This window comes from Pseudomonadales bacterium (genome assembly GCA_024234165.1).
In the GTDB taxonomy this organism is placed as follows: Bacteria; Pseudomonadota; Gammaproteobacteria; order Pseudomonadales; family UBA5518; genus UBA5518.
This window is the reverse complement of sequence record JACKOP010000003.1, coordinates 1-23,454: the sequence shown is the minus strand read 5'-3', so window position 1 is coordinate 23,454 and position 23,454 is coordinate 1. Positions and strand designations below refer to the sequence as shown.

Sequence of the window (23,454 nt, the reverse complement as noted above, 5' to 3'; positions counted from 1 at the left end):
CGGTATGAAGATACGGCGATTCCTGCCAGCAACCGGGTCTTCGGCGTTCCGACCGGATCCGCCATTCCTTCGCCGAGCCGGGCAGATCCGCCTCAGGCTCCGGGTCGCAGCAGTTCTCGCACCCCGTTCTGACCGGCAAGCAACAGGCGATCGGCAGGCCGGTATCCGAAGATTCCGTTGCTCACCACGCCGACGATATTGTTGATCGTTGCCTCCATTGCCAACGGCTCGGGAAGCATGAAATCGTAGACATCGAGGATGATGTTTCCGTTGTCGGTACTCACGCCCTGACGGTAGGCCGGATTGCCACCGAGCTTCACCAGTTCGCGCGCAACATGGCTGCGCGCCATCGGAACCACTTCGACCGGTAGCGGGAACCGGCCGAGAACGCCGACGAGCTTGTTCTCATCGGCGATGCAGACGAATTCGCGCGCAACCGCCGCGATGATCTTCTCGCGCGTGAGCGCCGCGCCGCCACCCTTGATCAGTTGCAGCGCCTCGTTCGCCTCGTCGGCACCGTCGACATAGAAGTCCACGCCGTCGACCACGTTCAGATCGAATACCGGGATGCCGTGGGCGCGCAGACGCTCGGCCGATGCCGAGGAACTGGCAACGGTGGCGCCGATCCGTGCGCTGAGCGGCGCCAGCAGGTCGATGAAATGGTTGGTGGTCGATCCCGTGCCGATGCCGAGCACGGTACGCTCGTCCAGGCGCTGGCATACGTACTCGAGCGCTGCTGCAGCAGCGTCGTGCTTGAGCTGGTCCTGGTTCTTCATTGGCCGCCTCGCACCGATCCGCCCCATCCGGCGCGCAGCTTAAGTGATCGGCCGCTGCGTGGTACAGCCGCAGGACTTATTCGCCCGTCTGCCGGTGGCGCGTACCGGAGGCGCTGTTTACCATGTTGCACGCAGGCCATCATCGAGCGGATACCGCAGCACCATGCCGAAGACCTATATCAAGCGCATCCTCGATGCGCGCGTCTACGATGTCGCGATCGAAACGCCCATCGACGAAGCGCCGCAACTGTCGACCCGCCTGGGCAACCGGGTCCTGTTGAAGCGCGAGGATCTGCAGCCGGTGTTCTCCTTCAAGCTGCGCGGCGCGTACAACCGGATTGCCCGGCTGTCGGACGAGGAGCGCGCGCGGGGTGTGATCACCGCCTCCGCGGGCAACCACGCGCAGGGTGTGGCGCTGGCCGCGCAGCGGCTCGATATCCGCGCACTGATCGTGATGCCGCGTACCACGCCCGAGATCAAGGTCGCCGCGGTGCGCCGGCGCGGTGCGCGCGTGGTGTTGCATGGCGATACCTACGACGAGGCATCCACGCACGCATACGAACTTGCGGCACAGAAGGCCATGAGTTTCGTGCATCCCTACGATGACCCGGACGTGATTGCCGGTCAGGGTACGATCGGCATGGAGATTCTGCGCCAGCTTTCCGGTCCGGTGGATGCAGTCTTCGTTCCGGTCGGTGGCGGAGGGCTGCTGGCTGGAATCGCCGCCTACATCAAGTACGTGCGCCCCGAGGTGCGCGTGATCGGTGTCGAGCCGGTCGACGCAGCGTGTCTCGATGCGGCACTGAAGGCGCGCCGGCGCGTCGTGCTGCCGCAGGTGGGTATCTTCGCCGACGGTGTGGCGGTCGCACAGATCGGGCGTGAGACCTTTCGCGTGATCCGTCAGACGGTGGACGAAGTGATCACCGCCGATACCGACGAGATCTGTGCTGCGATCAAGGATATCTTCGACGACACGCGTTCGATTGCCGAACCTGCCGGGGCGCTCGCGCTGGCAGGATTGAAGAAATACGTGCAACGCACCGCCGTGCAGGGGCAGACGCTGGTCGCGATCGACAGCGGTGCGAACACCAATTTCGATCGGCTGCGTCATATTTCCGAGCGCACCGAAGTCGGTGAGAAGCGCGAGGCGGTGCTGAACGTCACGATTCCGGAGCGTCCCGGCAGCTTCCGTGCGTTCTGCAATGCGATCGGACGCGGGCGTTCGATCACCGAGTTCAACTACCGCTACGCCGACAGCGGCAGTGCCCAGATCTTCGTCGGCATCCAGGTCTCACCCGAACGCAACGACCGCGAGACGCTGATCGCGGACCTGCGCAGCAAGTGCTACGAGGTGATGGATCTCAGCGACAACGAGATGGCCAAGCTGCACGTCCGCTATATGGTCGGCGGGCGTGCACCCTCGGTGGGAGATGCCGAGATCGTCTACCGCTTCGAGTTTCCGGAACGCCCCGGCGCCTTGCTGAACTTCCTGAACCGGCTCGAGCACGGCTGGAACATCTCGTTGTTCCACTACCGCAATCATGGTGCGGCCTATGCACGCGTGCTGGTCGGTTTTCAGGTGCCCGAGCGCGATAGGGCAGCACTGGCAGCGTTCTTCGCAGAAATGACACGCCGCCACAGCATCTACAGCTACTGGGACGAAACGACGAATCCGGCCTACCGTGCGTTCCTGCGCTGAACGCCGCTCGCGCATTCGATCAGGCCGTGCTCGGTGACTACCGCGTCCAGCGGCACGTCCCACGTGGCACGCTCGAGTGTCGCCAACTCCTGGCACGCGAACGCCGCACCGATCAGCAGCGGTCTCGCGAGCCGTTCCTCGCGCACGAACGCGAATGCGCGGTCATAGAAGCCGCCACCCTGGCCGAGGCGATTGCCGTGGCGGTCGAAACCGAGCAACGGGACGCAAACCAGATCGAGTTCCCGTGTCGTGATCGTCGCGCCCATTTCCGGCCGCGGCTCTGCTATGCCCCAGTCATTGAGCCGCAGCATGGTCGGGTCGCCGAGCGGGCGAAATTCCAGTACACGCGCGGGCAACATGCGCGGCAGGTAGAAGCTGTGCGCCGCTGCCGATGGCAGCCGGAGCAGTTCGCGCAGATCCACTTCATCGTCGACTGGCCAGTAGATCGCCACATGGCGGGCGTTGCGGTAGTGTTGCGATGCCGCGAGGTGTACAGCGATCGCGAGCGAGGCATGATTGCGCGCCTTGGCATCGAGCGCTGCACGTGCGGTTCGGCAATGCTGGCGCAACTCCTTGCGGAGGGACATCGGAGAGGCCTTCGGGATGCGTTCGGGCGCAGTGCGTGGGATGGTGGATTCCCCGAGACTACCGCTGCCGGCGTCGCCCTTGAACCCGGTGGTTCAAGGTGGCGGACTCCGTGACGCGTCGGGCTTTCCGTCGAGCGGACCTGCACACCTGCGTCTGCTGGAGACCTCCATATCGGTTTGAATCGGCTCCAGGACTAACTGGCTGGCGAATAGCCCAGGGAATCGAAACGGAGTATATCAGCGGATTGCCGATCCTGCTCCCTCGCCGGATCTCACTGGATCTCGATCTGGCGGTAGTTGCCGAGCGTGTCGTCGATCCTGGCGGTCAGCCGACGCAGGCGATCGCCGAGATCCTGGCTGCCCCTGTCGGAGAGCTGACCCTGGCGTATGAGTTCGTGCGTGATGTTCAGCGCCGCCATCACGGCGATGCGCTCGAGGCCGATCACCTTGCCGCTCTGGCGGATCGTGCGCATCTGCTGGTCGAGATAGCGTGCGGACTCGACGAGCGCATCGCGCTCATCGGCCGGACAGGCAACCTGGTAATCCTTGTCCAGGATATGTACGCGTACGGTCTGAGGTGTATCGACGCTCACGTTTCCTGCTCCAGCGAGCGCAGCCGCCCGATCATTGCCTCGACCTTGACCCGAGCGTCTTCATTCTTGCGCAGCAGTTGGGCGCGTTCGTCCCGCAGCATGCGTTCCGCCGCGCGCAGCGTGCGGATTTCCTGGTCCATCCCGGCACAGAGGCGAATCAGTTCGTCCACGCGCTGTTCCAGCGCCTTCAATTGCTGCAGTTCCATCGACGCCTTCATCGCATCAAGCGGTTCCGGTACTATAAAAGACGCTCTCGAACATGGTCAATTGAACACGCCGAGCCGCCGCGAATCAGCCACCGGCGCCTCAGGGGAGGCGCGTATGCATACTGATCCGGACAGCATGGCCAGAATCGCGGCCGACCTCGCAAGTACACTGCCCGGTTCGCGCGTGCACGGCGCGCTCACTGGTGGATTGTGTTGCAGTGCCCACGACGATGCCGGGTGGTGGGAGCACATCCTCGATGCGGCGATCGGCACGCTGCCCCTGGACCAACGCCTGCGTCGAATGCTGGTGCTGACCGAGGGTGCGCTGGCGGATCCCGAGTGTGGCTTCGAGCCGTTGTTGCCCGACGAACACGCATCGCTGTCCGAGCGAGTGGCAGCCCTCGCCGACTGGTGCGATGCCTTCGTGCTGGCGTTTGCGGCCGGTCGCGCCGCGAGATCGGCGACGAGTGACGAAGATGCCGAACTGCTTGCAGACCTGAATGCGATCGCTGCCGGACTCGACCCGGAAGCGGTCGTTTCCGGTAGCGACGACGACGAGGACGACTTCATGCAGATCGTCGAATACGTGCGCGTTGCTGCGCTCAGCCTGTTTGCCTCGCGCGAAGGCGAGGCGTCTGGCGTGCACCATTGAGAGGCGGTCGATGACCGTCGCTGCATTGTCCGGGCGCCCGCGCATCGCTGTGCGCGAACTCGCACGCCGGCGCCGTGAGCTGATGGCGCTGATGGGCGAGGGCTGCATTGCGATCCTGCCCTCGGCGCAGCGGGTGGTGCGCAATCGCGACGTGCACTATCCGTTCCGGCAAGACAGTGACTTCCACTACCTCAGTGGTTTCGACGAACCCGATGCGGTGCTGGTGCTGGTACCGGGGCGCCAGCACGGCCAGTACCTGCTGTTCTGCCGCGAACGTGATCCCGAGCGGGAAAACTGGGAGGGTCCATGCGCGGGGCCGGAAGGCGCCTGCGCACGCTTCGGTGCCGACGATGCGTTTCCGGTCGGTGATCTCGACGATATCCTGCCCGGGCTGATCGAGGGGCGCGAGCGGCTCTATTACACGATGGGCCGCCAGCCCGGGTTCGACCGCCAGTTGCTGAACTGGATCAACGGGATCCGCGCACGTGCGCGCAGTGGCGCTCGTCCTCCCGGCGAGTTTCTCGACCTGGATCATTGCCTGCACGAACTGCGGCTGTTCAAGAGCGTCGGCGAATTGCGCGTGATGCGCCACGCGGCGACGATTTCTGCCGGTGCGCACCTGCGGGCAATGCGAGCGTGTCGCCCCGGGATGTTCGAATACGAGCTGGAAGCGGAACTGCTGCACGAGTTCCTGCGTCATGGTGCCCGTGCGCCGGCCTACAGCAGCATCGTCGCGGGTGGGGCCAACGGCTGCATCCTCCACTACACCACCAACGATGCGCCGCTGCGTGCCGGTGAACTGGTGCTGGTCGACGCAGGCTGCGAGTTCGAGCACTACGCAGCAGACATCACGCGCACGTTCCCGGTGAGTGGACGCTTCAGTGCGGCCCAACAGGCGCTCTACGAGCTGGTGCTCGCCGCGCAGCTTGCGGCGATCCGTGAAATCGCACCTGGGCGGCACTGGAACGAGCCGCACGATGTGGCCGTGCGCGTGATCACCGAGGGCCTGCGCGACCTCGGTCTGCTCGATGGCGAAGCCGCCGAACTGGTCGAGCAGCAGGCCTGGCGTCACTTCTACATGCAGCGCACCGGGCACTGGCTCGGGCTCGATGTGCACGATGTGGGCGATTACAAGGTCGGTGGCGCGTGGCGTGTGCTGGAGCCGGGCATGGTGCTGACCGTGGAGCCAGGTATCTATGTTGCACCGGATAACCGCGAGGTTGCACCGAAGTGGCGGGGCATTGCGATCCGGATCGAGGACGCTGTGGCGGTCACGCGCAGCGGCCACGATGTGCTGAGTGCCGCAGCACCGAAGACGGTGGACGACATCGCGTATGTGATGGCGGGAAGCGCATGAGCCGCGAGGATTGCGACGTCCTGATCGTGGGCGGCGGCATGGTCGGTGCGAGTCTGGCGTGTGCGCTGGCTCGTGGCGCGCATCCGTGGCGCGTCACGTTGATCGAAAGCATCGCGATGCCGTCACCGGGTTCCCGTGCGCTGCAGCCGAGCTTCGACAGCCGGTGCACCGCGCTGTCGGTCGGTAGCGCCAGATTTCTCGAACGCCTCGGATTGTGGCAGGGCCTGCGGGCACTGGTGGAGCCGATCCGCAGCATCCATGTCTCCGATCGCGGACATTTCGGCTCGGTGCTGATGGATGCAGCGCAGGAAGGACTCGATGCGCTGGGTTATGTCGCGGAGAACCGGCACCTTGGGCAGGTGCTGCTCGGTGCACTGCGGCAGGCACCGGATGTGCGCATCGTCGCACCTGCACGCGCCCTCGTGGTGCGCGCCACGGCTGGCGGCATGGTGGTGGAGATCGAACATGGTGCCGAGCGCACGCGACTTGCCGCCACCCTGGTCGTGATCGCCGACGGTGCACGCTCGGCGCTGGCGGGCGCTCTCGGCATTGCCAGCGAGCAGCGCGACTACGGGCAGACGGCATTGATCGCGAACATTGCGCATCGTCAGCCGCACCAGGGGCGTGCGTTCGAGCGCTTCACGGCCGACGGGCCGCTGGCGATGCTGCCGTTGGGTGTGGCGACTGATGGACTTGCACGCAGTGCGCTGGTGTGGGTGCAGCCGCATGAACAGGCGGGCGCAACCGGCGCCTGTGACGACGCGATGTTCCTGGCACGCCTGCAGCAGCGTTTCGGTTACCGGTTGGGGCGACTGCTGCGCGTCGGTGAGCGCCAGTCGTACCCCTTGTCGCTGGTACGCGCGACTGAACAGGCTCGCTCCGGTGTGGTACTGCTCGGCAATGCTGCGCACGCGTTGCATCCGGTGGCGGGGCAGGGGTTCAACCTGTCGCTGCGTGATGTGGCTGCGCTCGCCGCGGTGCTCGACGATGCGCGCACACGCGACGAATCGCCGGGCGAAGCCGTGGTGCTGCAGCGCTTCGTTGCGCGCCAGGCAGTCGACCAGCAGCGCACTATCGGCTTCAGCGACCTGCTGCCGCGCCTGTTCGGCAGCGGAGCCTTGCCGTTGGCTGCCGTGCGTGATCTCGGATTGATCGGCTTCGAACTCTTTCCCGCACTGCGCAGTCTGCTGGTACGCCATGCGACCGGGGTTGGCTCCGGCGGGAGCGCTTTCCCATGAACGGTCCGCCCGGAGGGAAATACGACGTCGTCATAGTAGGTGCCGGAATCGCCGGTGGTGCATTCGCGGCGTTGCTGGCACCGTCCGGACTCAGGATCCTGCTGCTCGACGCGACGACGCGCCCGCCACGCATGCCGCCATTGGCAGCGACGATCCACGAGGTGGGGTTGCGCGTCAGCGCGCTCAACCCCGCCTCGGTGCGTCTGCTGGCGCAGGCTGGTGCGTGGCAACGGTTGCCAACGGGTAGCGCGAGTCCGTACGAGTACATGCGGGTCTGGGAGGAGGATGGCACCGGGCGTATCGCTTTCGATGCCGCTGCACTCGGTGAACCGGTACTGGGGCACATCGTCGAGAATCAGCGGATCGTCGCCGCGCTGTTCGCGCAGCTCGACGAGACGAAGAACGTCAGCGTGTGCTGCGGCGAGACACTGGAGCGGCTGGAACTGCCGGACGGCAGCGTGTCGAGCGTTCGCCTGTGGCTGGCGTCGGGAGCGTGCGTCGATGCGGATCTGGTCGTGGGCGCCGACGGTGCCCGTTCGCTGGTGCGCGAGCGGTGCGCGATCGCTGCACCCGAGCGCGACACCGGCCAGCGTGCGATCGTCGCCACCGTCACCACGGCGATCGCGCATGAACGCACCGCACGCCAGTGCTTCCTGCGCAGCGGCCCGCTGGCCCTGCTGCCGCTGACCCAGCCTGCCGGCGAAGGCAGTTGTTCGATCGTCTGGAGCGCCGATGAAGCGGTCGCGGCAGAGTTGCTCGCGCTCGATGACGTCGCGTTCGCAAAGCGTCTCGGGTGCGCGAGCGAACACGTGCTCGGCGAGGTCGTGGCCGTGTCGCGCCGGCTCGCGTTCCCATTGCGCCCGCTGCATGCGACCAGTTACGTCGCACCGGGAGTGGCACTGATCGGCGACGCTGCCCACGTGATCCACCCGCTCGCCGGACAGGGCATCAACCTGGGCCTGGCCGATGTGCGCGTGCTCGTCGAGGAGTTGATCGGCGCTCGCGCCCGCGGGCTGGCGTTGGCCGATGGTGGCGTGCTGGCGCGCTATCAGCGCAGGCGTCGGGGCGACAACGCACTGATGCTGGAGGCGATGGAGGTGTTGCGCCGGCTCTATGCCGACCGGCGACCTGCGGTGCGACTGCTGCGCAGCCTCGGAGTGGCAGCGGTGGACGCCGCCGCACCGTTGAAGCGGTTGTTGATGCGGCGTGCGGCCGGGCTCGACTGAACATTGGCGGAGCGTTGACGGCGTGTTGTTTCGTTTTGCCGGGGTGGAAGCTAGAATCGCGGCGGCTCGCGATTTTTGATCATGTGCACTTCACCGGGGGTTCCGATGAGCAACGTTCCTGCCGATCGCAGATACGCCGTCACCCACGAATGGGCGCTTGCAGACGTCTCCGGCATCGTTACGGTGGGCATCACCGATCATGCGCAGGCTGCGCTGGGTGACGTGGTATTCGTCGAACTGCCTGAAGTCGGTGCACGCTTTGCGACGGGCGACGAGGCCGGTGTCGTCGAATCCGTGAAAGCGGCCTCCGACATCTATGCACCGGTTGCCGGCGTCGTGATCGAGGTCAACGAGGCGCTCGAGGATTCGCCCGAGCTGGTCAATGGAGCCCCGTACACGGACGGCTGGTTCTTTCGCCTGCGCGCGGACGCCGTCGCGGACGATCTGGCTGCATTGCTCGATGCACCCGGCTATGAAGCCAGCCTGGACGAGGGTTGAGTCGCGCGCTGCCGCGGGGTCGTAGCGCCCATGAGCAACGCTGCCGGGCTGCCGCAGTTGCAACTGCGCCGCGGCGAGGAGCGGCGCATCCGCCACGGTCATCCGTGGGTGTACAGCAACGAGATCGATACTGCCGCCACCCCGCTTAAGGCCTTCACCCCCGGAGCCCAGGCGCTGCTCGTCGCTGCGAACGGACGTCCTCTCGGAGTGGCGTTCGTGAATCCACACTCGCTGATCTGCGCACGTCTGCTCGAGCGCGACGCGGCTTGCGCGCTCGGGCGTGACTTCCTGCACGCGCGGCTGAGTGCGGCGCTCGTGCTGCGCGAACGCCTGTTTGCCGAGCCGTTCTACCGGCTCGCCTATGGTGACAGCGACGGGCTGCCCGGGCTGATCGTCGACCGCTACGGTGGGCTGCTGGTCGTGCAGGTCGGCACGGCGGGCATGGAGGTGCTGCTCGACGAGGTCATCGCCGTGCTGGTCGAACTGCTCGCACCAGAGGGGATCCTGTTGCGCAACGACACCCCGGTGCGCGTCATGGAGCAATTGCCGCTGTACACGCGCATCGCGTGGGGCGCGGTGCCGGACGTTGTCGAGCTGTGCGAGAACGGTGCACGTTTTTCCGTCGCCGCTGCGGGCGGGCAGAAGACCGGCTGGTTCTACGACCATCGGGAGACGCGTGCACGGGTGGCAGGGCTGGCACGCGGACAGCGTGTACTCGACGTGTTCAGCTACGTCGGCGGCTGGGGTGTGCAGGCGGCGCTCGGTGGCGCCAGCGCCGTGACCTGCATCGACAGTTCGCAGCCTGCGCTCGCACTTGCGGCGCAGAACGCACGGACAAACGGTGTGGCCGAGCGCGTCACACTGCGTTGCGGCAACGCCTTCGACGAACTGGCAGCGCTGGCGAGTGCCGGTATGCGCTTTGATCTCGTCGTGCTCGATCCGCCGGCATTCATAAAACGCCGGCGCGACCAGAAGAGCGGCGAGAGCGCGTACCACCGTCTGAACCGTGCTGCGATGGAGGTGCTTGCCGACGATGCCATCGTCGTGTCCGCGTCGTGCTCCATGCATCTCGACGAGCCGACCCTGCTCGACATCGTGCGCGGGGCCGCTCACCACGCCGGACGCCGGCTGCAGATTCTCGGCTTCGCCGGCCAGGGACCGGATCATCCGGTTCATCCCGCGATCGCTGAAACCCGCTACCTGAAGACCCTGATCGCCCGCGTGATGCGCTGATCTGGGCGTGCCGGGCCGAAATATGGAAGAATGCCGGCAAGCACGGGGTGTCCCCGTGCAGCATCCGACAGGCCATCCACAGTGATCGACGAGCACGGCTTCCGGCCCAACGTGGGCATCATCCTGGCCAACTGCCGGGGCGATCTGCTGTGGGCGCGCCGTCGTGGGCAGAGTGCCTGGCAGTTTCCGCAAGGTGGCATCCACGAAGGAGAATCACCCGAGGACGCGATGTACCGCGAGCTTGGCGAGGAGGTCGGGCTGGCAGCCGATGACGTCGAGTTGCTCGACTGCACGGGAGGCTGGCTGCATTACCGCCTGCCGCCGCAGTTCATGCGCAACCGCAAGAACCCGAACTTCGTCGGCCAGAAGCAGAAGTGGTTCCTGCTGCGTCTGGTGAGCAACGATGAGCGGGTGCGGGTCGATGCGCACCCTTCACCGGAATTCGACCAGTGGCGCTGGGTTTCGTACTGGTACCCGCTCGGCCAGATCGTCGCATTCAAGCGTGAAGTCTATCGCCGTGCGTTGTGGGAGCTCGCTCCGCGCCACGGCCGGCTCGTGCGCAATGGGCGCTGAGGCAGCACCGCACACGATGCTGAAATCGCTGCGCCGGGTGGCGCAGGAAGTGTTCGGTGCGGTCGATCTGGCCGAGGCACTGGCGATCATCGTGCGCCGGGTGCGCGAGACGATGCAGACCGAGGTGTGTTCGGTCTACATTCACGATCCGGGCACCGATCGCTACGTGTTCATGGCCACCGAGGGACTGAACAAGGCGCTCGAAGGTCGCTTCAGCCTGGCGCTGGACGAGGGTCTGATCGGATTCGTCGCGCGCCGCGCGGAGCCGCTGAACCTCGAAGACGCCGAGGCGCATCCGGACTTCAAGTTCATCGAAGGTTCCGGCGAGGAAGTATTCAAGTCCTTCCTTGGCGTACCGATCATCCACCATCGGCAGGTCGTCGGCGTACTGGTGGTGCAGCAGCGTGAGCGACGCCGTTTCGACGAGGAAGAGGAAGCCTTCCTGATCACCCTGTCGGCACAGCTTGCAGGGATGATCGCGCACGCCGGTGCCGCACGCAGTGTTCGCCGTGATGCGCGCAACCTGGCTGCACGCGCCACCGAGTTTGCGGGCGTGGCTGGTTCGCCGGGAATCGCGGTCGGTCGGGTGGTGGTGGTTTCGCCGCCTGCGGACATGAGGGCGGTGCCGAGCCGGGAATGTGCGGATCCACAAGCCGAGGTGCGGCTGTTCCGGCACGCGATCGCCGCCGTGCGTTCAGAAGTGCTGGCAATACGCGCAGACCTGAGTACCCGCGTGCGGCCGGAGGAAATCGCGCTGTTCGACGCCTACGTGATGCTGCTCGACGACCGCACGCTTGGCGGTGAGGTCATCGAAGCGATCCGCGCCGGGCAGTGGGCCCAGGGTGCGCTGAGCCAGGTGGTGCTGGCGCATGTGCGCACCTTCGAACTGATGGAGGACCCGTACCTGCGCGATCGTGCCACGGACCTGCGCGATCTGGGGCGGCGCGTGCTGGCGCACCTGCAGGCCGGGGAGCGCAACACGGTCGACTACCCGGAGCGAACGGTGCTGGTGGGCGAGGAGATTCCCGCATCGCTGCTTGCGGAGGTACCCGAGGCGCGCCTCGCCGGGATCGTCTCGGTGTCGGGTTCCGGCAATTCGCATACCGCGATACTCGCGCGCGCGATGGCGGTCCCCTGCGTGCTGGGTGCGGTCGATCTGCCGTTTGCGGAGATCGACGGCGCCGGGATCGTCGTCGATGGTCATGCAGGGCGGGTGTTGATCGATCCCCCGCCTGAGCTGCTGCAGCAGTACCTGGCGGTGATGGAGGCCGAACGCGCGCTGACCCGCGAGTTTGAAAGCATGCTCGACCTGCCGTGCCAGTTGAGCGATGGGCATCCGGTGCGGCTGTTCGTGAATACCGGCTTCGACTCGAAGCTGATGCGTACGCTCGGGCGAGGCGCCGAGGGTGTGGGGCTCTACCGCACGGAGATCCCGTTCCTGTTGCGCGAACGCTTTCCGACCGAGGAAGAGCAGCGCCTGATCTACCGCGAACAACTCGAGGCCTTTGCACCACGGTCGGTGACGATGCGCACACTGGACATCGGTGGCGACAAGGCGTTGCCGTACTTCCCGATCGAGGAGGCAAACCCGTTTCTGGGTTGGCGTGGCATCCGTGTGACGCTGGATCACCCGGAGATTTTTCTCGCGCAGGTGCGCGCGATGCTGAAAGCCAGTGCCGGCCTCGACAATCTGCGCGTGATGTTGCCGATGATCAGCAACACACAGGAACTCGACGATGCACTCGCCCTGCTGGCGCGGGCGCACGCGGAGATCGTCGAGGAAGGCTGGGCAGTGGTCGCACCGCAGGTCGGCGTGATGGTCGAGGTGCCGGCCGCCGTATACCAGGCCGCCGATCTCGCGCGGCGAGTGGATTTCCTGTCGGTCGGGAGCAACGATCTCACCCAGTACCTGCTGGCGGTGGACCGCAACAACGCGCGTGTCGCAGCGCTCTATCACCCGTTCCACCCCGCGGTGCTGCAGGCACTGGCATACGTCGTCGTGGCCGGCCATGCGGCCGGTCGCCCGGTCGGGATCTGCGGGGAGCTTGCCGGCGATCCCGGCGCTGCCCTGCTGCTGGTTGCGATGGGCTATGACACGCTGTCGATGAACGCGACCAGCCTCGCACGTGTGAAGGCTGCGCTGCGCCGCTTCTCGCGCGCGGAGGCCGACGAGTTGCTTGCAACGGTGCTGTTGCTCGACGACGCGCAACGCATCCGCGTCACGGTCGAAGAGCGCTTGCGTGAGGGCGGCGTAGCGCTGCGCCTGCAGACGGCGCAGCCGGCAAGCTGAAGCCGACCCCGGTCCGGCGGCGGCGCGGGGTCGGCCTTCTCGGGTGCTTCAGGCCTGCAGCGACGCCAGCGCGTCGTTGAAGGTCTGGCTCGGGCGCATCACTGCCTCGACCCGGACCGGGTCGACCTTGTAGTAGCCACCGATGTCGGCCGCCTTGCCCTGCACCGCGGCCAGTTCCTGCACGATCCGGTCTTCGTTGCGCGTGAGCGTCTCGGCCAGCGGTTTGAAGCGGGTGGCCAGCGCGGCATCATCGGTCTGCTCGGCCAGTGCCTGCGCCCAGTACAGCGTGAGGTAGAAGTGGCTGCCGCGGTTGTCCAGCTCGCCGGTGCGCCGCCGTGGACTCTTGTCCTTTTCCAGCAGCTTGCCGGTAGCCGTATCCAGGGTCCTGGCGAGGATGCCGGCACGGGTGTTGCCGTCCTTGTGTCCCAGATCCTCGAGACTCACCGCGAGCGCCAGGAATTCTCCCAGCGAATCCCAGCGCAGGTGGTTTTCCTCCAGCAGTTGCTCCACATGCTTGGGTGCCGAGCCGCCCGCGCCTGTTTCGTACATGCCTCCGCCGGCCATCAGCGGCACGATCGACAGCATCTTGGCACTGGTGCCCAGCTCCATGATCGGGAACAGGTCGGTCAGGTAGTCACGCAGGATGTTGCCGGTGGCGCTGATCGTGTCCAGGCCACGAATGACGCGCTCCAGCGTGTAGCGCATGGCACGCACCTGGCTCATGATCTGGATGTCGAGGCCAGTGGTGTCGTGTTCACGCAGATAGGTCCGGACCTTGGTGATCAGCTGGTTCTCGTGCGGGCGGTACGGGTCGAGCCAGAACACCACCGGCATGCCCGACTGGCGTGCGCGCGTCACCGCGAGCTTGACCCAGTCGCGGATCGGGGCGTCCTTGACCTGGCACATGCGCCAGATGTCGCCGGCCTCGACGTTCTGGCCCATCAGGACTTCGCCGGTATCCAGGTCGGTGATGTTGGCGACGCCGTCCTCGGGAATCTCGAAGGTCTTGTCGTGGCTGCCGTATTCCTCGGCCTGCTGCGCCATCAGACCGACGTTGGGCACGGTCCCCATCGTGCGCGGATCAAAGGCTCCATGCCATTTGCAGAAATTGAGCATCTCCTGGTAGATGCGCGCGAATGTGCTCTCGGGCATCACTGCCTTGACGTCCTTCAGGCGCCCGTCGGCGCCGTACATCTTGCCGCCGTTCCTGATCATCGCCGGCATCGACGCGTCGACGATCACGTCGCTGGGTGAATGGAAGTTCGTGATGCCCTTGTCGGAATCCACCATGGCCAGCTCGGGGCGGTGCGCATGGCAGGCGTGGATGTCGGCGCGGATCTCGTCCTGTACGCTCTTCGGCAGCACGGCGATCTTGTTGTAGAGGTCGACCATGCCGTTGTTCACGTTCACGCCGAGTTCATCGAGCACCTTGGCGTGCTTGGCGAACGCGTCCTTGTAGAACATGCGCACGCAGTGGCCGAACACGATCGGGTGCGATACCTTCATCATCGTCGCCTTGACGTGCAGCGAGAACATCACGCCCGTCTTGTACGCGTCGTCGATCTGCCTTTCGTAGAACTCGAGCAGCTTTTTCTTGCTCATGAACATCGAGTCGATGACTTCGCGATCCTGCAGTGCGACCTTGGGCTTGAGCACGATGGTCTTGCCGCTCTTCGTGATCAGCTCCATTTTCACGTTGCGGGCACGGTCCAGCGTCATCGATTTCTCGCCGCTGTAGAAATCGCCATCCATCATGTGCGAGACGTGGCTGCGCGATGCCTGGCTCCACTCGGCCATCTGGTGCGGATGCTTGCGGGCGTACTCCTTCACGGCCTTCGGTGCGCGGCGGTCGGAGTTGCCCTGGCGCAGCACCGGGTTGACGGCACTGCCTATGCAGCGGTTGTAGCGTGCGCGAATGTCCTTTTCGTCGTCCGTCTGCGGGTTTTCCGGAAAATCGGGGATCCTGTACCCCTTTTCCTGCAGCTCGGCGATGGCCTCCTTGAGCTGTGCCACCGAGGCGCTGATGTTGGGCAGCTTGATGATGTTGGCTTCGGGCCTGAGGCTAAGCTCTCCCAGCGCTGCGAGATTGTCCGGCACCCGCTGTGTTTCGGTCAGCCGCTCGGGAAACTGCGCCAGGATGCGCCCGGCCACCGAGATATCGCTGCTTTCGACCGTGACGCCGGCTACGCCTGCAAAGGCGCTCAGGATCGGCAGCAACGAAGCCGTGGCCAGTGCCGGCGCTTCGTCGGTCAGGGTGTAGATGATGGTCGACGGCGTAGGGCTCATGGCAGGTATTCCTTGTACAGAGGTTGAACTCGGCGAGGGGGCTGCGCATCGATGGATGCGAGGCGACCCGATAGCCGCTTGGTGCAGGCGTTCAGCCTGCCGTCCGACTGCGCATGTTAAGCGCTGCACGCGAGGACGCAAACAGGCGTTGACGGGGGTTGACCGCTCGCCTGCTTCGGCTTGCCACTCGCGTGCACAAGGTCGAAGATGAAGGAATTCCGTACATGGCCCCGAAAACGAGCCTGTCAGCCGACCCCATCGCGCGGACGGTCCCGGTGTCACTGCTGCAGGCAGGCTGATGATACGAGGAGCATGATGATGAGCAATGACGACAAGAAACTGACCACGGTGGCCGGATGCCCGGTCATCGACAACCAGAACGTGATGACGGCCGGCAAGCGGGGCCCGCAGTTGCTGCAGGACGTCTGGTTTCTGGAAAAACTCGCGCATTTCGATCGCGAGGTGATCCCCGAGCGCCGCATGCACGCCAAGGGCTCAGGGGCCTACGGCACCTTTACGGTCACCCAAGACATCACGCAATACACCCGCGCAAGGCTGTTCGGCCAGATTGGCAGGAAAACCGATCTCTTCGTGCGCTTCTCGACGGTTGCGGGTGAGCGCGGTGCAGCGGATGCGGAGCGCGATATCCGTGGTTTCGCCATCAAGTTCTATACCGAGGAGGGGAACTGGGATCTGGCCGGCAACAATACACCGGTATTCTTCCTGCGTGACCCGCTGAAATTTCCCGACCTGAACCACGCGGTCAAGCGCGATCCGCGCACCAACCTGCGCAGCGCGAGGAACAACTGGGATTTCTGGACACTGTTGCCGGAGGCGCTGCACCAGGTGACCATCGTCATGTCCGACCGTGGCATCCCGGCCAGCTACCGCCACATGCACGGTTTCGGCTCGCATACCTTCAGCTTCATCAACGCCAGGAACGAGCGCTACTGGGTCAAGTTCCATTTCAGGACCCAGCAGGGCATCAAGAACATGACCGATGCCGATGCCGAGGCGGCCGTCGGCAAGAACCGCGAGACGCATCAGCAGGATCTGTATGAAGCCATCGAACGCGGCGAGTTCCCGAAGTGGACGATGTATGTGCAGGTGATGCCGGAAACCGATGCGGAGAAGGTGCCCTACCATCCCTTCGACCTGAGCAAGGTATGGCCACACAAGGACTACCCGCTGATCGAAGTGGGTGTCATGGAGCTGAATCGCAATCCGGACAACTATTTTGCCGAAGTCGAGCAGGCAGCCTTCAATCCGGCCAACGTCGTCCCGGGCATTGGCTTCTCGCCCGACAAGATGCTGCAAGGCCGACTGTTTTCGTATGGCGATGCGCAGCGTTACCGGCTCGGTGTCAATCACGGCATGATTCCGGTCAATGCGGCTCGCTGCCCTGCACACAGCTATCACCGGGATGGTCTGATGCGCGTGGATGGCAACTTCGGCGGCACGCCGGGCTACGAGCCGAATAGCTACGGAGAGTGGCAGGAGCAGCCGGACTTCCGCGAGCCACCGCTGAAGATTGACGGCAGTGCCGATCACTGGAATTTCCGCGAGGATGACGACGATTACTACACCCAGCCGCGCGCGCTGTTTCGTCTGATGACGCCGGCACAGCAGCAGTTGCTGTTCGAGAACACGGCCCGTGCGATGGGTGATGCACCTGAAGCGATCAAGCGCCGCCATATCGCCAACTGCAGCAAGTGTGATCCTGCCTATGGCGAGGGTGTTGCCCGCGCATTGGGCATGGCGGCGAACTGATTACAAGTACCTGTCATGCTGGGTATCTTCAAGAGCAGGAGACTGGCAGCGGCAATACCATTCACCGTGCTCGATCGGGTTGGCCAGGCAGCTCGTCTGTGACTCAGCCCCGCCCCGGGGCATTTCTGAACAGGTTTGACATATTTAACTCGGCTCATTAAGATCCGGGTTATAGATTAAGACGGTTGATAAGCGATGCCGCATATCGGAACCGGCGTGGAATACGCCCTGCACTGCTTGCTCTGGCTGGCTGAATCCGGCGACCAGCAGCCCAGCAGCCGTGACCTGGCCGACATCCAAGGGGTTTCCCCCAGCTACGTGGCAAAAATTTTTTCCCGTTTGACAAAGGCCGGTGTTGTCACGTCCAGCGAAGGCATCCGGGGCGGCTACCGGCTGTCGCGCAGCCCGGAGAAGATCAGCGTGCTGGAGGTGACGGATGCCATTGAAGGCAACAATCCGTTATTCGATTGCAAGGAAATTCGTGGCGACTGCGCGTTGTTCGAAGACGGACAACCGGAATGGGCATGCAGCGGAGTCTGTGGAATTCACGCGGTCATGCTCAGGGCGGAAAAGGCCATGCGTGCCGAGTTGGCCAAAACCAGCCTGGCCTCGCTGGTCACCGGCATGGCCAAAAAGGGTATGCCGGAAACTTTCGGCAACGAGGCGCAGGTTTGGTTTGCCGGTCGACAGCAGTCGCGTGAATCTGCGCGGCTGGATGCCATGCAAAGCCAGCTGGCCAGGAGGCGGGCTAAAGGTGGACATGGCAAGGGACGAAAAGCGGCCGCTAACGGCTGATACCCGCCCTGGCCGAAGCTTCAAAACATTTACCTGAAGAACAACGGCATGACTGAACATAACAGCAAACGGATTTTTCTGGCCGGGGCGTCCGGCGCCATCGGACGCCTGCTGGCTCCCATGTTGCGAGCCCACGGCTGGACCGTATTGGGCACGACCCGTTCCGCCGCCAAGCTGCCTATGCTGCAAGAGCTGGGCATTGACGGCGTAGTGGCAGACGTTTTTGATGCGGACAAGCTGCGCGATATCGTCAGCGGGTTCAAACCCGACGTGGTGATCCACCAACTGACCGACTTGCCGCTGGGGTTGGACGAGAGTCAGATGGAAGCGGCCTTGGCACGCAACGCTCGTTTGCGCGATGAAGGAACACGCAATCTGGTAGCCGCGGCAGTTGCAGGCGGAGCCAAGCGCATGATCGCGCAGAGTATTGCCTTTGTTTACGACCAGAGCGAGCAGCCGCATCTGGAGGATGCCCCCCTGGTGCCCTCCAGCCACCCGCAGTTTGGCGAAACTGCAGACGCAGTGCGCAGCCTGGAGCGACAGGTAGTTGAAGCGCCACTGGAAGGTCTGGTGCTGCGCTACGGCTTGCTGTACGGTGAAGGAACCGGCTTTGATGCTGCCATTGCACCGTGTTCAGTGCATGTGGCTGCTGCTGCCAGAGCTGCCGAGCTGGCAGTTACCAAAGGTGAAACCGGCATTTACAACTGTGCTGATGATGACGGGACCGTCAGTATCAAAAAGGCACGACAGCAACTGGGCTGGGAGCCTGTATCCCGCTAAGGCCAGCCATCACAGCCAATTTTTTCAACAGGCAAGTCAGCAAGGTCTATCTTCTGGTTCTGTTGGCTTGTCGGGACAGCACTACACTAGTAATTTTGAGGTGTTTCATGAAAATCAAAAGCCTGATTGCTGCTGCAGCTGCAGCCCTCATTCTGCCCGTTGCTGTCAATGTGGCGGCACATGAATTTAATGCAGGCACAGTGATACCCAATTTTTCCGCTGACATCCCCAATATTCCGGGCAAGTCGCTGATTGCCGTAGAGGTTGAGTTTGCTCCTGGTCAGGAAGGCTCTCCACACACCCACGCGAACTCGGCGTTCATCTATGCCTATGTGGTTTCAGGGGCTATCGAATCCAAGGTGGATGACGAAGAAACCCGCGTTTACCACGCAGGTGATAGCTGGTCCGAGCGTCCTGGTGCCCTGCATTCCGTCAGCCGCAACGTAAGTAAAACCGAACCGGCCAAGCTGCTGGCCGTGTTTGTTGTCGATACCGATGACAAGGAGCTGGTTAAGCCCATGAAATAAGGCCGCAAAAAATGCGCTGTTGTCCCGGTTTGAAGCGCCGCCATGCATCCGGCAAGCTCAGTGCTGCAAGCGGAGTTGAACGCCGAGAAGGAAAAGGCGAAACAGCGCGAAGGGCGGGAACGCTGATGGCTTGTTTTTATCGAGATCTCTGATTCAACCGAACAGGCCTTTCACGCCGGTATGTCGCTCCATATCGGCCACCCTCGATTACAGCTATGCCCTAACCGAGTAATGGCTTGCAATGGCAATGCGATTCCATGCATTGATAATCACGGCAAGCCATTCGACAGCTGATATCTCTTCCTTGGAAAGCTCTGTTGCAGCCTGCTGGTAGATTGCATCGGGTAGCTGTTTGTCGGCAATCAGTGTAATCCGCTCGACCAGCTCCAGTGCGGCACGTTCTTTGGCACTGAAATAACCGGTCTCTTTCCATGCAGGCAATACCGCTACACGGTCAGCGGTTTCACCGCTGGCAAGTGCATCACGGGTATGCAGTCTGATACAGAAAGCGCACTGGTTGATTTGGGATGCCCGCAGGCGCAACAGATGTGACAAACCGGCGGCAATACCTGCGCGATCCAGCGCTGCAGAAGCCAGCCGGTCAAGCTCGACGACTGCCTGATACAACGCAGGTGCTGACTTGCCAAGATTGACTCTTTCGGTCATGTGATCTCCGATGTTCAATTGAGGTGAACTACTCTGCCTTCAGTCCTGCAGGCCGTAAACAGCACGGATGCCTTGCAGCAAGGCGCCCGTATCCATCGCATTATCTGGCTTGGATGCCCTGCAGTTGCTTGCGGATGGGGTCCGCAACAGAAAAATCAGAGATGCGTTCAACTGTCTTGCCGTCTTTGACCAGGATCAGCTCGGGCAGCTGGTGCACCGCAAACTGATGGAACAGCCGGTTGCTCTTGTCGATGGCTGCGGGGTGCTTCACCGCAAACTTGCCCAGGTACTCCGCCAGATCCTCGTCACCGGTCCACAAGCGGTTGATGACGCCCTGCCAGGCAATATCCTTATGCTCTTCAACCAGCTGATTGACGGCCTTTTGTGCTTGTACGCAGCTTTGTGCCGCTTCGGGGCGGGTTTCTGCCCAGTACCAATCACACCAGGTGGCGGTGAACAATAGTGCGTGGATCTTGCCGTCGTTCAGGTCGAGCGGGATATCCGCCGCCTTTTCTACCAGTACGTCGGAGTCCAGAATCTCGGCCTGCTGTCTTTGTGCTACCAGTGCCAGGGAGCTGTCGAGTACGGAGTCTGCTTCATGGCCTCGGTGGATCAGGTTCATATCCTTGTCGAACACCAGATGGTAGGGCGTGCCAATCAGGCGGAAGGCCTGGGCCAGGTCGCCACTGGCATCCAGTGCCATGGGCATGGTCAGGCCAAATTCCTTGACGGCTTCGTTAATGCTGCTGATGTCGTCGTTGATGCCGACGTTGACGGCAATCACCTGGATTTCATCACCGTAGGTTTGTTGTACATGCTCGAAGTGAGGCATTTGCTGGCGGCAAGGCTGACACCAGGTCGCCCAGAATTTCAAATAAACCGGCTTTTTGCCTTTGAAATCCGCCAAGCTGACCGGTTTGCCGGTCACCAGAGGAATCGGTTCGCGCAGCAGTTGCTCGGGCAGGTTGCTGGCCTGCGCACTACTGACTGCCATGAAAAGGGTCACGAAGCCCAGCATGATTCGCTTGAGATATGTGCGCATGACCGCTCCTCTTGCTATTGCTTATGCGACACCTAAATGGGCAGCAAAAGCCAAGCTATGGCCGTCAAATCTATTAACTCAGACCATGTTAGTCTGAATTATCAAGGCTTGCAATATTCAACTCGGGGCGGGGTTCTGTTCTTCCCGTGCTTCCGGCTGACGGCATCGCAGATCCGATGCGGAGCGGTCTGCCTGCGAGACAGCAACCGGCTGCGAGCCGGCATTGCCGGTGACGGGCTGAAGCGGCTATCGCAAAACATCATCACGCGCGTGGCAACGCCTTCGCATTGGGGGCGTGTGCTGCGGGGACGCGGCGTTCGAGCCCGCAGGGATCCATTTACGGCAGCCTCTGAAGCGGGACAAATGGCGAACAGCCGTCGTTGCCTCGATGGCTTTGCTGCAGTAGTTTGGACAAGCGGTTGACGGGCGTTGTCCAGAACGCCGAGCGGATGGCTGCATCGATTCGTTGCCGCGCGCTGTGCTTTCAATTTGCAAGAGGATCCGGTCATGGCAGACACCTGGCTTACGACGCTTCTCACCGACACGCCGCAGCAAGGCTTCGAGCTTGCGATCACGCTGAGCCGCCGCGGCGTCAAGTACACGCAACCGGATGCGGAGGTTCTGCACAAGCTTCGCCCGGTGTACGCCAACGATGCCGATGGGCTGACCGCGGCATCGCAGGTCATCGCGATCAATTTCCAGACGGTGGCTGCCGCCAACGACTATTGGCGCAAGTGAGCCCGGCAGGCACTCGTACGCGGTATTGTCGCGAGTGCTGTGTACAGTTCCGGGAGGTCGTGGCATCAGTCGTCGTGGGCGAGGCTGCGGATGATATAGTTGCCTGATTTCTCGTCGGGCTCGAGTTCCAGCAGCTTGCGCGCCTGCGCCTCTTCGAGCAGTTGCGCGAAGGTACGGAATCCGTGGTAGCGCTCGTTGAAGCCCGGATGACGGCGCTTCAGCGTCTGCTTGACCATCGATGCCCACACCTTGTCTTCCTGCCCGCGTTCCTCGAACAGGTCCTCGATGGTCGCCAGCACCAGATCGAAGGCTTCCTGGCGCTTTGCGTCGACGGGAGGCGTCTCCTGCTCCTTCGGCACGGCAGTGCTCTTTTTCGCTGCAGGACGTGCGCGGCGCTTCTGCTTTGCCTCGGGCTCGCGCACCAGGTCGTCGTAGTAGATGAATTCGTCGCAGCCCGATATCAGCAGGTCCGAGCTCGAGTTCTTCACGCCGACGCCGATCACGGTCTTGTTGTTCTCGCGCAGCTTTGCGACCAGCGGCGAGAAATCCGAATCGCCGCTGATGATCACGAACATGTCGACGTGTGATTTCGTGTAACAGAGGTCGAGTGCATCAACGACCATGCGGATATCGGCAGAGTTCTTGCCCGATTGCCGAACATGCGGAATCTCGATCAGTTCGAAGGCGGCTTCGTGCATCGCCTTCTTGAATTCCTTGTAGCGGTCCCAGTCGCAGTACGCCTTCTTGACCACGATATTGCCTTTCAGCAGCAGCCGTTCGAGCACTTTGCGGATGTCGAATGCGGAGTAGCGGGCATCACGCACGCCGAGTGCAACGTTCTCGAAGTCGCAGAAAAGCGCCATGTTGCGTGTGTTCGGGCGATCGCTCACGCTTGGTCTCCGGTCGTGTGTCTGCCTTGCAGCCGGGAGGCTTGCGGGTATATTACGGGCAGGAGCCAGCGGGAGACACCACCATGCTCAAAAACATCGACCTGAGCCGCTACGTAGTGCAGCACCCGATCAAGATCCGTCCGGATGCGAATCTGTTCGATGCGGTCGACCTGATCGTCACACACAGGATTTCCGGTCTGTGCGTGGTGGACGCCGACGACCGCCTGATTGGCGTGCTTTCCGAGATGGACTGCCTGCGCGGGGTGTTCAGCGCAACCTACAACGATTCGGGCGTGGGCAGCGTTGCCGAGTTCATGACGACGCGCAACCTGTAAGCGCGCGCGATAAATCGGCGGCCTACGCGCGATAAATCGGGGGCTATGGAATTTCGCGAGGCGCAACGAAATTGTCGCAGGCGCAACAACAGTTGCGGCGGCGGGTCGGTGCTGGCCGCGCCGGGAAAACGAAACCGGCACCAATCACCGCGCCCAGGACGTGCGCCGGCCATGCCACCCCACCGAAGTCCAGCGCAATGCTGGCGAACACGACTTGAAGTGCGACCCACAGAGCGATGAACGGTGCGTAGATCGAGCGCGGAAACAGTGCCAAGTGCGCGGCCATGACGGCCGCCACGGCGCCGCTGGCGCCGATGACGGGGCGCGCCATCAATGCAGCTGACGCACAGTTGGTCAGTATCCCGGCGAGCAGGAATAGAAACGAGAACTTCCACCAGCCGAGCGCACGAACGACACGCGGGCCGAACATGCCCAGCGCGAACACGTTGGTCGCTAGGTGCGCTGGACCGGCGTGGAGAACTGGCGATGAGCCCATAATTGTTGCAGCTGCAACAACGAATGCTTGCGATAGCACTGCAACGACTCGAATCCGAAACCAATGGCTACCCACAGCAGGTCGACAGCACAATAAACTCAGACTGCCATCGAGCGCGGGTGGCTTGTGCCACTCTCGTGCCACCGGGGCGTTAATCCGGCTCGACGTAGAGGCTCCACCGGGTGATCAGGTCGGTCAGCC

At 63.2% G+C, this 23,454-nt stretch carries 24 protein-coding genes and 1 other RNA gene; 15 read left to right on the top strand and 10 right to left on the bottom strand.

Annotated features, from left to right (window positions below; genetic code table 11):
* Positions 1-92: 92 nt before the first annotated feature.
* On the bottom strand, positions 93-776 hold the full coding sequence (gene rpiA / locus H7A12_09395) for a ribose-5-phosphate isomerase RpiA (protein ID MCP5321021.1): 684 nt from the start codon (positions 774-776) through the stop codon (positions 93-95).
* A 163-nt stretch (positions 777-939) separates the two neighbouring features.
* Between rpiA and ilvA the strand changes: the two genes are divergently transcribed.
* Positions 940-2,475: a threonine ammonia-lyase, biosynthetic gene (gene ilvA / locus H7A12_09390; protein MCP5321020.1), complete on the top strand. Its 1,536-nt coding sequence runs from the start codon at positions 940-942 to the stop codon at positions 2,473-2,475.
* Here ilvA and H7A12_09385 read toward each other — a convergent pair.
* The 4 genes from H7A12_09385 to H7A12_09370 all read right to left on the bottom strand — a co-directional run bounded on the left by H7A12_09385 (position 2,454) and on the right by H7A12_09370 (position 3,873).
* Positions 2,454-3,062 carry a 5-formyltetrahydrofolate cyclo-ligase gene (locus H7A12_09385; protein ID MCP5321019.1) on the bottom strand — a complete coding sequence of 203 codons (609 nt, stop codon included), beginning with the start codon at positions 3,060-3,062 and terminating at the stop codon, positions 2,454-2,456. The genes ilvA and H7A12_09385 overlap by 22 nt on opposite strands.
* 45 nt (positions 3,063-3,107) lie before the next feature.
* A non-coding RNA gene (ssrS, locus tag H7A12_09380) (6S RNA) lies at positions 3,108-3,286 on the bottom strand.
* 48 nt (positions 3,287-3,334) lie between these two features.
* Positions 3,335-3,655, bottom strand: a complete 321-nt coding sequence (locus tag H7A12_09375; protein MCP5321018.1) for a cell division protein ZapA — start codon at positions 3,653-3,655, stop codon at positions 3,335-3,337.
* Positions 3,652-3,873, bottom strand: coding sequence for a TIGR02449 family protein (locus tag H7A12_09370; protein MCP5321017.1), 222 nt, complete (start codon positions 3,871-3,873; stop codon positions 3,652-3,654). The genes H7A12_09375 and H7A12_09370 overlap by 4 nt, the downstream gene beginning before the upstream one ends.
* A 103-nt stretch (positions 3,874-3,976) precedes the next feature.
* Here H7A12_09370 and H7A12_09365 point away from each other — a divergent pair, with 103 nt between their 5' ends.
* The 8 genes from H7A12_09365 (at position 3,977) to ptsP (ending at position 12,928) form a co-directional block, all read left to right on the top strand.
* Positions 3,977-4,513: a UPF0149 family protein gene (locus H7A12_09365; GenBank protein MCP5321016.1), complete on the top strand. Its 537-nt coding sequence runs from the start codon at positions 3,977-3,979 to the stop codon at positions 4,511-4,513.
* Positions 4,514-4,523: 10 nt separating this feature from the next.
* The gene (pepP, locus tag H7A12_09360; protein MCP5321015.1) at positions 4,524-5,870 is read left to right on the top strand and encodes a Xaa-Pro aminopeptidase; all 1,347 of its coding nucleotides are present in this window, start codon (positions 4,524-4,526) and stop codon (positions 5,868-5,870) included.
* Positions 5,867-7,108, top strand: a complete 1,242-nt coding sequence (gene ubiH / locus H7A12_09355) for a 2-octaprenyl-6-methoxyphenyl hydroxylase (protein MCP5321014.1) — start codon at positions 5,867-5,869, stop codon at positions 7,106-7,108. The genes pepP and ubiH overlap by 4 nt, the downstream gene beginning before the upstream one ends.
* Positions 7,105-8,334 carry an FAD-dependent monooxygenase gene (locus tag H7A12_09350; protein MCP5321013.1) on the top strand — a complete coding sequence of 410 codons (1,230 nt, stop codon included), beginning with the start codon at positions 7,105-7,107 and terminating at the stop codon, positions 8,332-8,334. Before ubiH ends, H7A12_09350 begins: the two co-directional genes overlap by 4 nt.
* A 105-nt stretch (positions 8,335-8,439) precedes the next feature.
* Positions 8,440-8,832 (top strand): glycine cleavage system protein GcvH, encoded by a 393-nt coding sequence (gcvH, locus tag H7A12_09345; protein MCP5321012.1) that lies wholly within the window; start codon positions 8,440-8,442, stop codon positions 8,830-8,832.
* Positions 8,833-8,862: 30 nt separating this feature from the next.
* Positions 8,863-10,065 carry a class I SAM-dependent rRNA methyltransferase gene (locus H7A12_09340; GenBank protein MCP5321011.1) on the top strand — a complete coding sequence of 401 codons (1,203 nt, stop codon included), beginning with the start codon at positions 8,863-8,865 and terminating at the stop codon, positions 10,063-10,065.
* Between the two features lie 30 nt (positions 10,066-10,095).
* A complete protein-coding gene (locus H7A12_09335; protein MCP5321010.1) occupies positions 10,096-10,638 on the top strand; it encodes an RNA pyrophosphohydrolase in 543 nt (180 codons plus the stop codon).
* Between the two features lie 16 nt (positions 10,639-10,654).
* Entirely contained in the window at positions 10,655-12,928 is a 2,274-nt protein-coding gene (gene ptsP / locus H7A12_09330; protein ID MCP5321009.1) for a phosphoenolpyruvate--protein phosphotransferase, read from the top strand.
* Positions 12,929-12,976: 48 nt separating this feature from the next.
* Here ptsP and H7A12_09325 read toward each other — a convergent pair whose 3' ends face one another.
* Entirely contained in the window at positions 12,977-15,214 is a 2,238-nt protein-coding gene (locus H7A12_09325; protein MCP5321008.1) for an NADP-dependent isocitrate dehydrogenase, read from the bottom strand.
* A gap of 318 nt (positions 15,215-15,532) precedes the next feature.
* Here H7A12_09325 and H7A12_09320 point away from each other — a divergent pair, with 318 nt between their 5' ends.
* The 4 genes from H7A12_09320 (at position 15,533) to H7A12_09305 (ending at position 19,086) form a co-directional block, all read left to right on the top strand.
* Positions 15,533-16,984 carry a catalase gene (locus tag H7A12_09320; GenBank protein ID MCP5321007.1) on the top strand — a complete coding sequence of 484 codons (1,452 nt, stop codon included), beginning with the start codon at positions 15,533-15,535 and terminating at the stop codon, positions 16,982-16,984.
* A gap of 195 nt (positions 16,985-17,179) precedes the next feature.
* On the top strand, positions 17,180-17,779 hold the full coding sequence (locus H7A12_09315) for an Rrf2 family transcriptional regulator (GenBank protein ID MCP5321006.1): 600 nt from the start codon (positions 17,180-17,182) through the stop codon (positions 17,777-17,779).
* A 48-nt stretch (positions 17,780-17,827) separates the two neighbouring features.
* A complete protein-coding gene (locus H7A12_09310) occupies positions 17,828-18,559 on the top strand; it encodes an NAD(P)H-binding protein (protein MCP5321005.1) in 732 nt (243 codons plus the stop codon).
* A 107-nt stretch (positions 18,560-18,666) separates the two neighbouring features.
* Positions 18,667-19,086 carry a cupin domain-containing protein gene (locus H7A12_09305; GenBank protein ID MCP5321004.1) on the top strand — a complete coding sequence of 140 codons (420 nt, stop codon included), beginning with the start codon at positions 18,667-18,669 and terminating at the stop codon, positions 19,084-19,086.
* Between the two features lie 213 nt (positions 19,087-19,299).
* Here the strand turns inward: H7A12_09305 and H7A12_09300 are convergent, their stop codons facing one another.
* Positions 19,300-19,752: a carboxymuconolactone decarboxylase family protein gene (locus H7A12_09300; protein MCP5321003.1), complete on the bottom strand. Its 453-nt coding sequence runs from the start codon at positions 19,750-19,752 to the stop codon at positions 19,300-19,302.
* A 100-nt stretch (positions 19,753-19,852) separates the two neighbouring features.
* A complete protein-coding gene (locus H7A12_09295; protein MCP5321002.1) occupies positions 19,853-20,794 on the bottom strand; it encodes a redoxin family protein in 942 nt (313 codons plus the stop codon).
* 507 nt (positions 20,795-21,301) lie between these two features.
* On the opposite strand from H7A12_09295, the gene H7A12_09290 reads away from it, so the two are divergent.
* Positions 21,302-21,532 (top strand): hexameric tyrosine-coordinated heme protein, encoded by a 231-nt coding sequence (locus H7A12_09290; GenBank protein MCP5321001.1) that lies wholly within the window; start codon positions 21,302-21,304, stop codon positions 21,530-21,532.
* 65 nt (positions 21,533-21,597) lie between these two features.
* Here H7A12_09290 and H7A12_09285 read toward each other — a convergent pair whose 3' ends face one another.
* Positions 21,598-22,395, bottom strand: a complete 798-nt coding sequence (locus H7A12_09285) for an NYN domain-containing protein (GenBank protein MCP5321000.1) — start codon at positions 22,393-22,395, stop codon at positions 21,598-21,600.
* Positions 22,396-22,505: 110 nt separating this feature from the next.
* Between H7A12_09285 and H7A12_09280 the strand changes: the two genes are divergently transcribed.
* On the top strand, positions 22,506-22,757 hold the full coding sequence (locus tag H7A12_09280) for a CBS domain-containing protein (GenBank protein MCP5320999.1): 252 nt from the start codon (positions 22,506-22,508) through the stop codon (positions 22,755-22,757).
* Positions 22,758-22,800: 43 nt separating this feature from the next.
* On the opposite strand, the gene H7A12_09275 is transcribed toward H7A12_09280, so the two are convergent.
* A complete protein-coding gene (locus H7A12_09275) occupies positions 22,801-23,292 on the bottom strand; it encodes a rhomboid family intramembrane serine protease (protein ID MCP5320998.1) in 492 nt (163 codons plus the stop codon).
* Between the last annotated feature and the right edge of the window lie 162 nt (positions 23,293-23,454).

What these genes read in the sequence shown, in the direction of transcription:
- gcvH (MCP5321012.1), top strand. Translation starts at nt 8,440, where the DNA reads ATGAGCAACGTTCCTGCCGATCGCAGATACGCCGTCACCCACGAATGG.
- H7A12_09300 (MCP5321003.1), bottom strand. Translation starts at nt 19,752, where the DNA reads ATGACCGAAAGAGTCAATCTTGGCAAGTCAGCACCTGCGTTGTATCAG.
- H7A12_09385 (MCP5321019.1), bottom strand. Translation starts at nt 3,062, where the DNA reads ATGTCCCTCCGCAAGGAGTTGCGCCAGCATTGCCGAACCGCACGTGCA.
- ptsP (MCP5321009.1), top strand. Translation starts at nt 10,655, where the DNA reads ATGCTGAAATCGCTGCGCCGGGTGGCGCAGGAAGTGTTCGGTGCGGTC.
- H7A12_09340 (MCP5321011.1), top strand. Translation starts at nt 8,863, where the DNA reads ATGAGCAACGCTGCCGGGCTGCCGCAGTTGCAACTGCGCCGCGGCGAG.
- H7A12_09350 (MCP5321013.1), top strand. Translation starts at nt 7,105, where the DNA reads ATGAACGGTCCGCCCGGAGGGAAATACGACGTCGTCATAGTAGGTGCC.
- ilvA (MCP5321020.1), top strand. Translation starts at nt 940, where the DNA reads ATGCCGAAGACCTATATCAAGCGCATCCTCGATGCGCGCGTCTACGAT.
- H7A12_09290 (MCP5321001.1), top strand. Translation starts at nt 21,302, where the DNA reads ATGGCAGACACCTGGCTTACGACGCTTCTCACCGACACGCCGCAGCAA.
- H7A12_09280 (MCP5320999.1), top strand. Translation starts at nt 22,506, where the DNA reads ATGCTCAAAAACATCGACCTGAGCCGCTACGTAGTGCAGCACCCGATC.
- H7A12_09325 (MCP5321008.1), bottom strand. Translation starts at nt 15,214, where the DNA reads ATGAGCCCTACGCCGTCGACCATCATCTACACCCTGACCGACGAAGCG.
- H7A12_09335 (MCP5321010.1), top strand. Translation starts at nt 10,096, where the DNA reads ATGCCGGCAAGCACGGGGTGTCCCCGTGCAGCATCCGACAGGCCATCC.
- H7A12_09370 (MCP5321017.1), bottom strand. Translation starts at nt 3,873, where the DNA reads ATGAAGGCGTCGATGGAACTGCAGCAATTGAAGGCGCTGGAACAGCGC.
- H7A12_09305 (MCP5321004.1), top strand. Translation starts at nt 18,667, where the DNA reads ATGAAAATCAAAAGCCTGATTGCTGCTGCAGCTGCAGCCCTCATTCTG.
- ubiH (MCP5321014.1), top strand. Translation starts at nt 5,867, where the DNA reads ATGAGCCGCGAGGATTGCGACGTCCTGATCGTGGGCGGCGGCATGGTC.
- H7A12_09365 (MCP5321016.1), top strand. Translation starts at nt 3,977, where the DNA reads ATGCATACTGATCCGGACAGCATGGCCAGAATCGCGGCCGACCTCGCA.
- H7A12_09310 (MCP5321005.1), top strand. Translation starts at nt 17,828, where the DNA reads ATGACTGAACATAACAGCAAACGGATTTTTCTGGCCGGGGCGTCCGGC.
- H7A12_09295 (MCP5321002.1), bottom strand. Translation starts at nt 20,794, where the DNA reads ATGCGCACATATCTCAAGCGAATCATGCTGGGCTTCGTGACCCTTTTC.
- H7A12_09285 (MCP5321000.1), bottom strand. Translation starts at nt 22,395, where the DNA reads ATGGCGCTTTTCTGCGACTTCGAGAACGTTGCACTCGGCGTGCGTGAT.
- H7A12_09320 (MCP5321007.1), top strand. Translation starts at nt 15,533, where the DNA reads ATGAGCAATGACGACAAGAAACTGACCACGGTGGCCGGATGCCCGGTC.
- pepP (MCP5321015.1), top strand. Translation starts at nt 4,524, where the DNA reads ATGACCGTCGCTGCATTGTCCGGGCGCCCGCGCATCGCTGTGCGCGAA.
- rpiA (MCP5321021.1), bottom strand. Translation starts at nt 776, where the DNA reads ATGAAGAACCAGGACCAGCTCAAGCACGACGCTGCTGCAGCAGCGCTC.
- H7A12_09315 (MCP5321006.1), top strand. Translation starts at nt 17,180, where the DNA reads ATGCCGCATATCGGAACCGGCGTGGAATACGCCCTGCACTGCTTGCTC.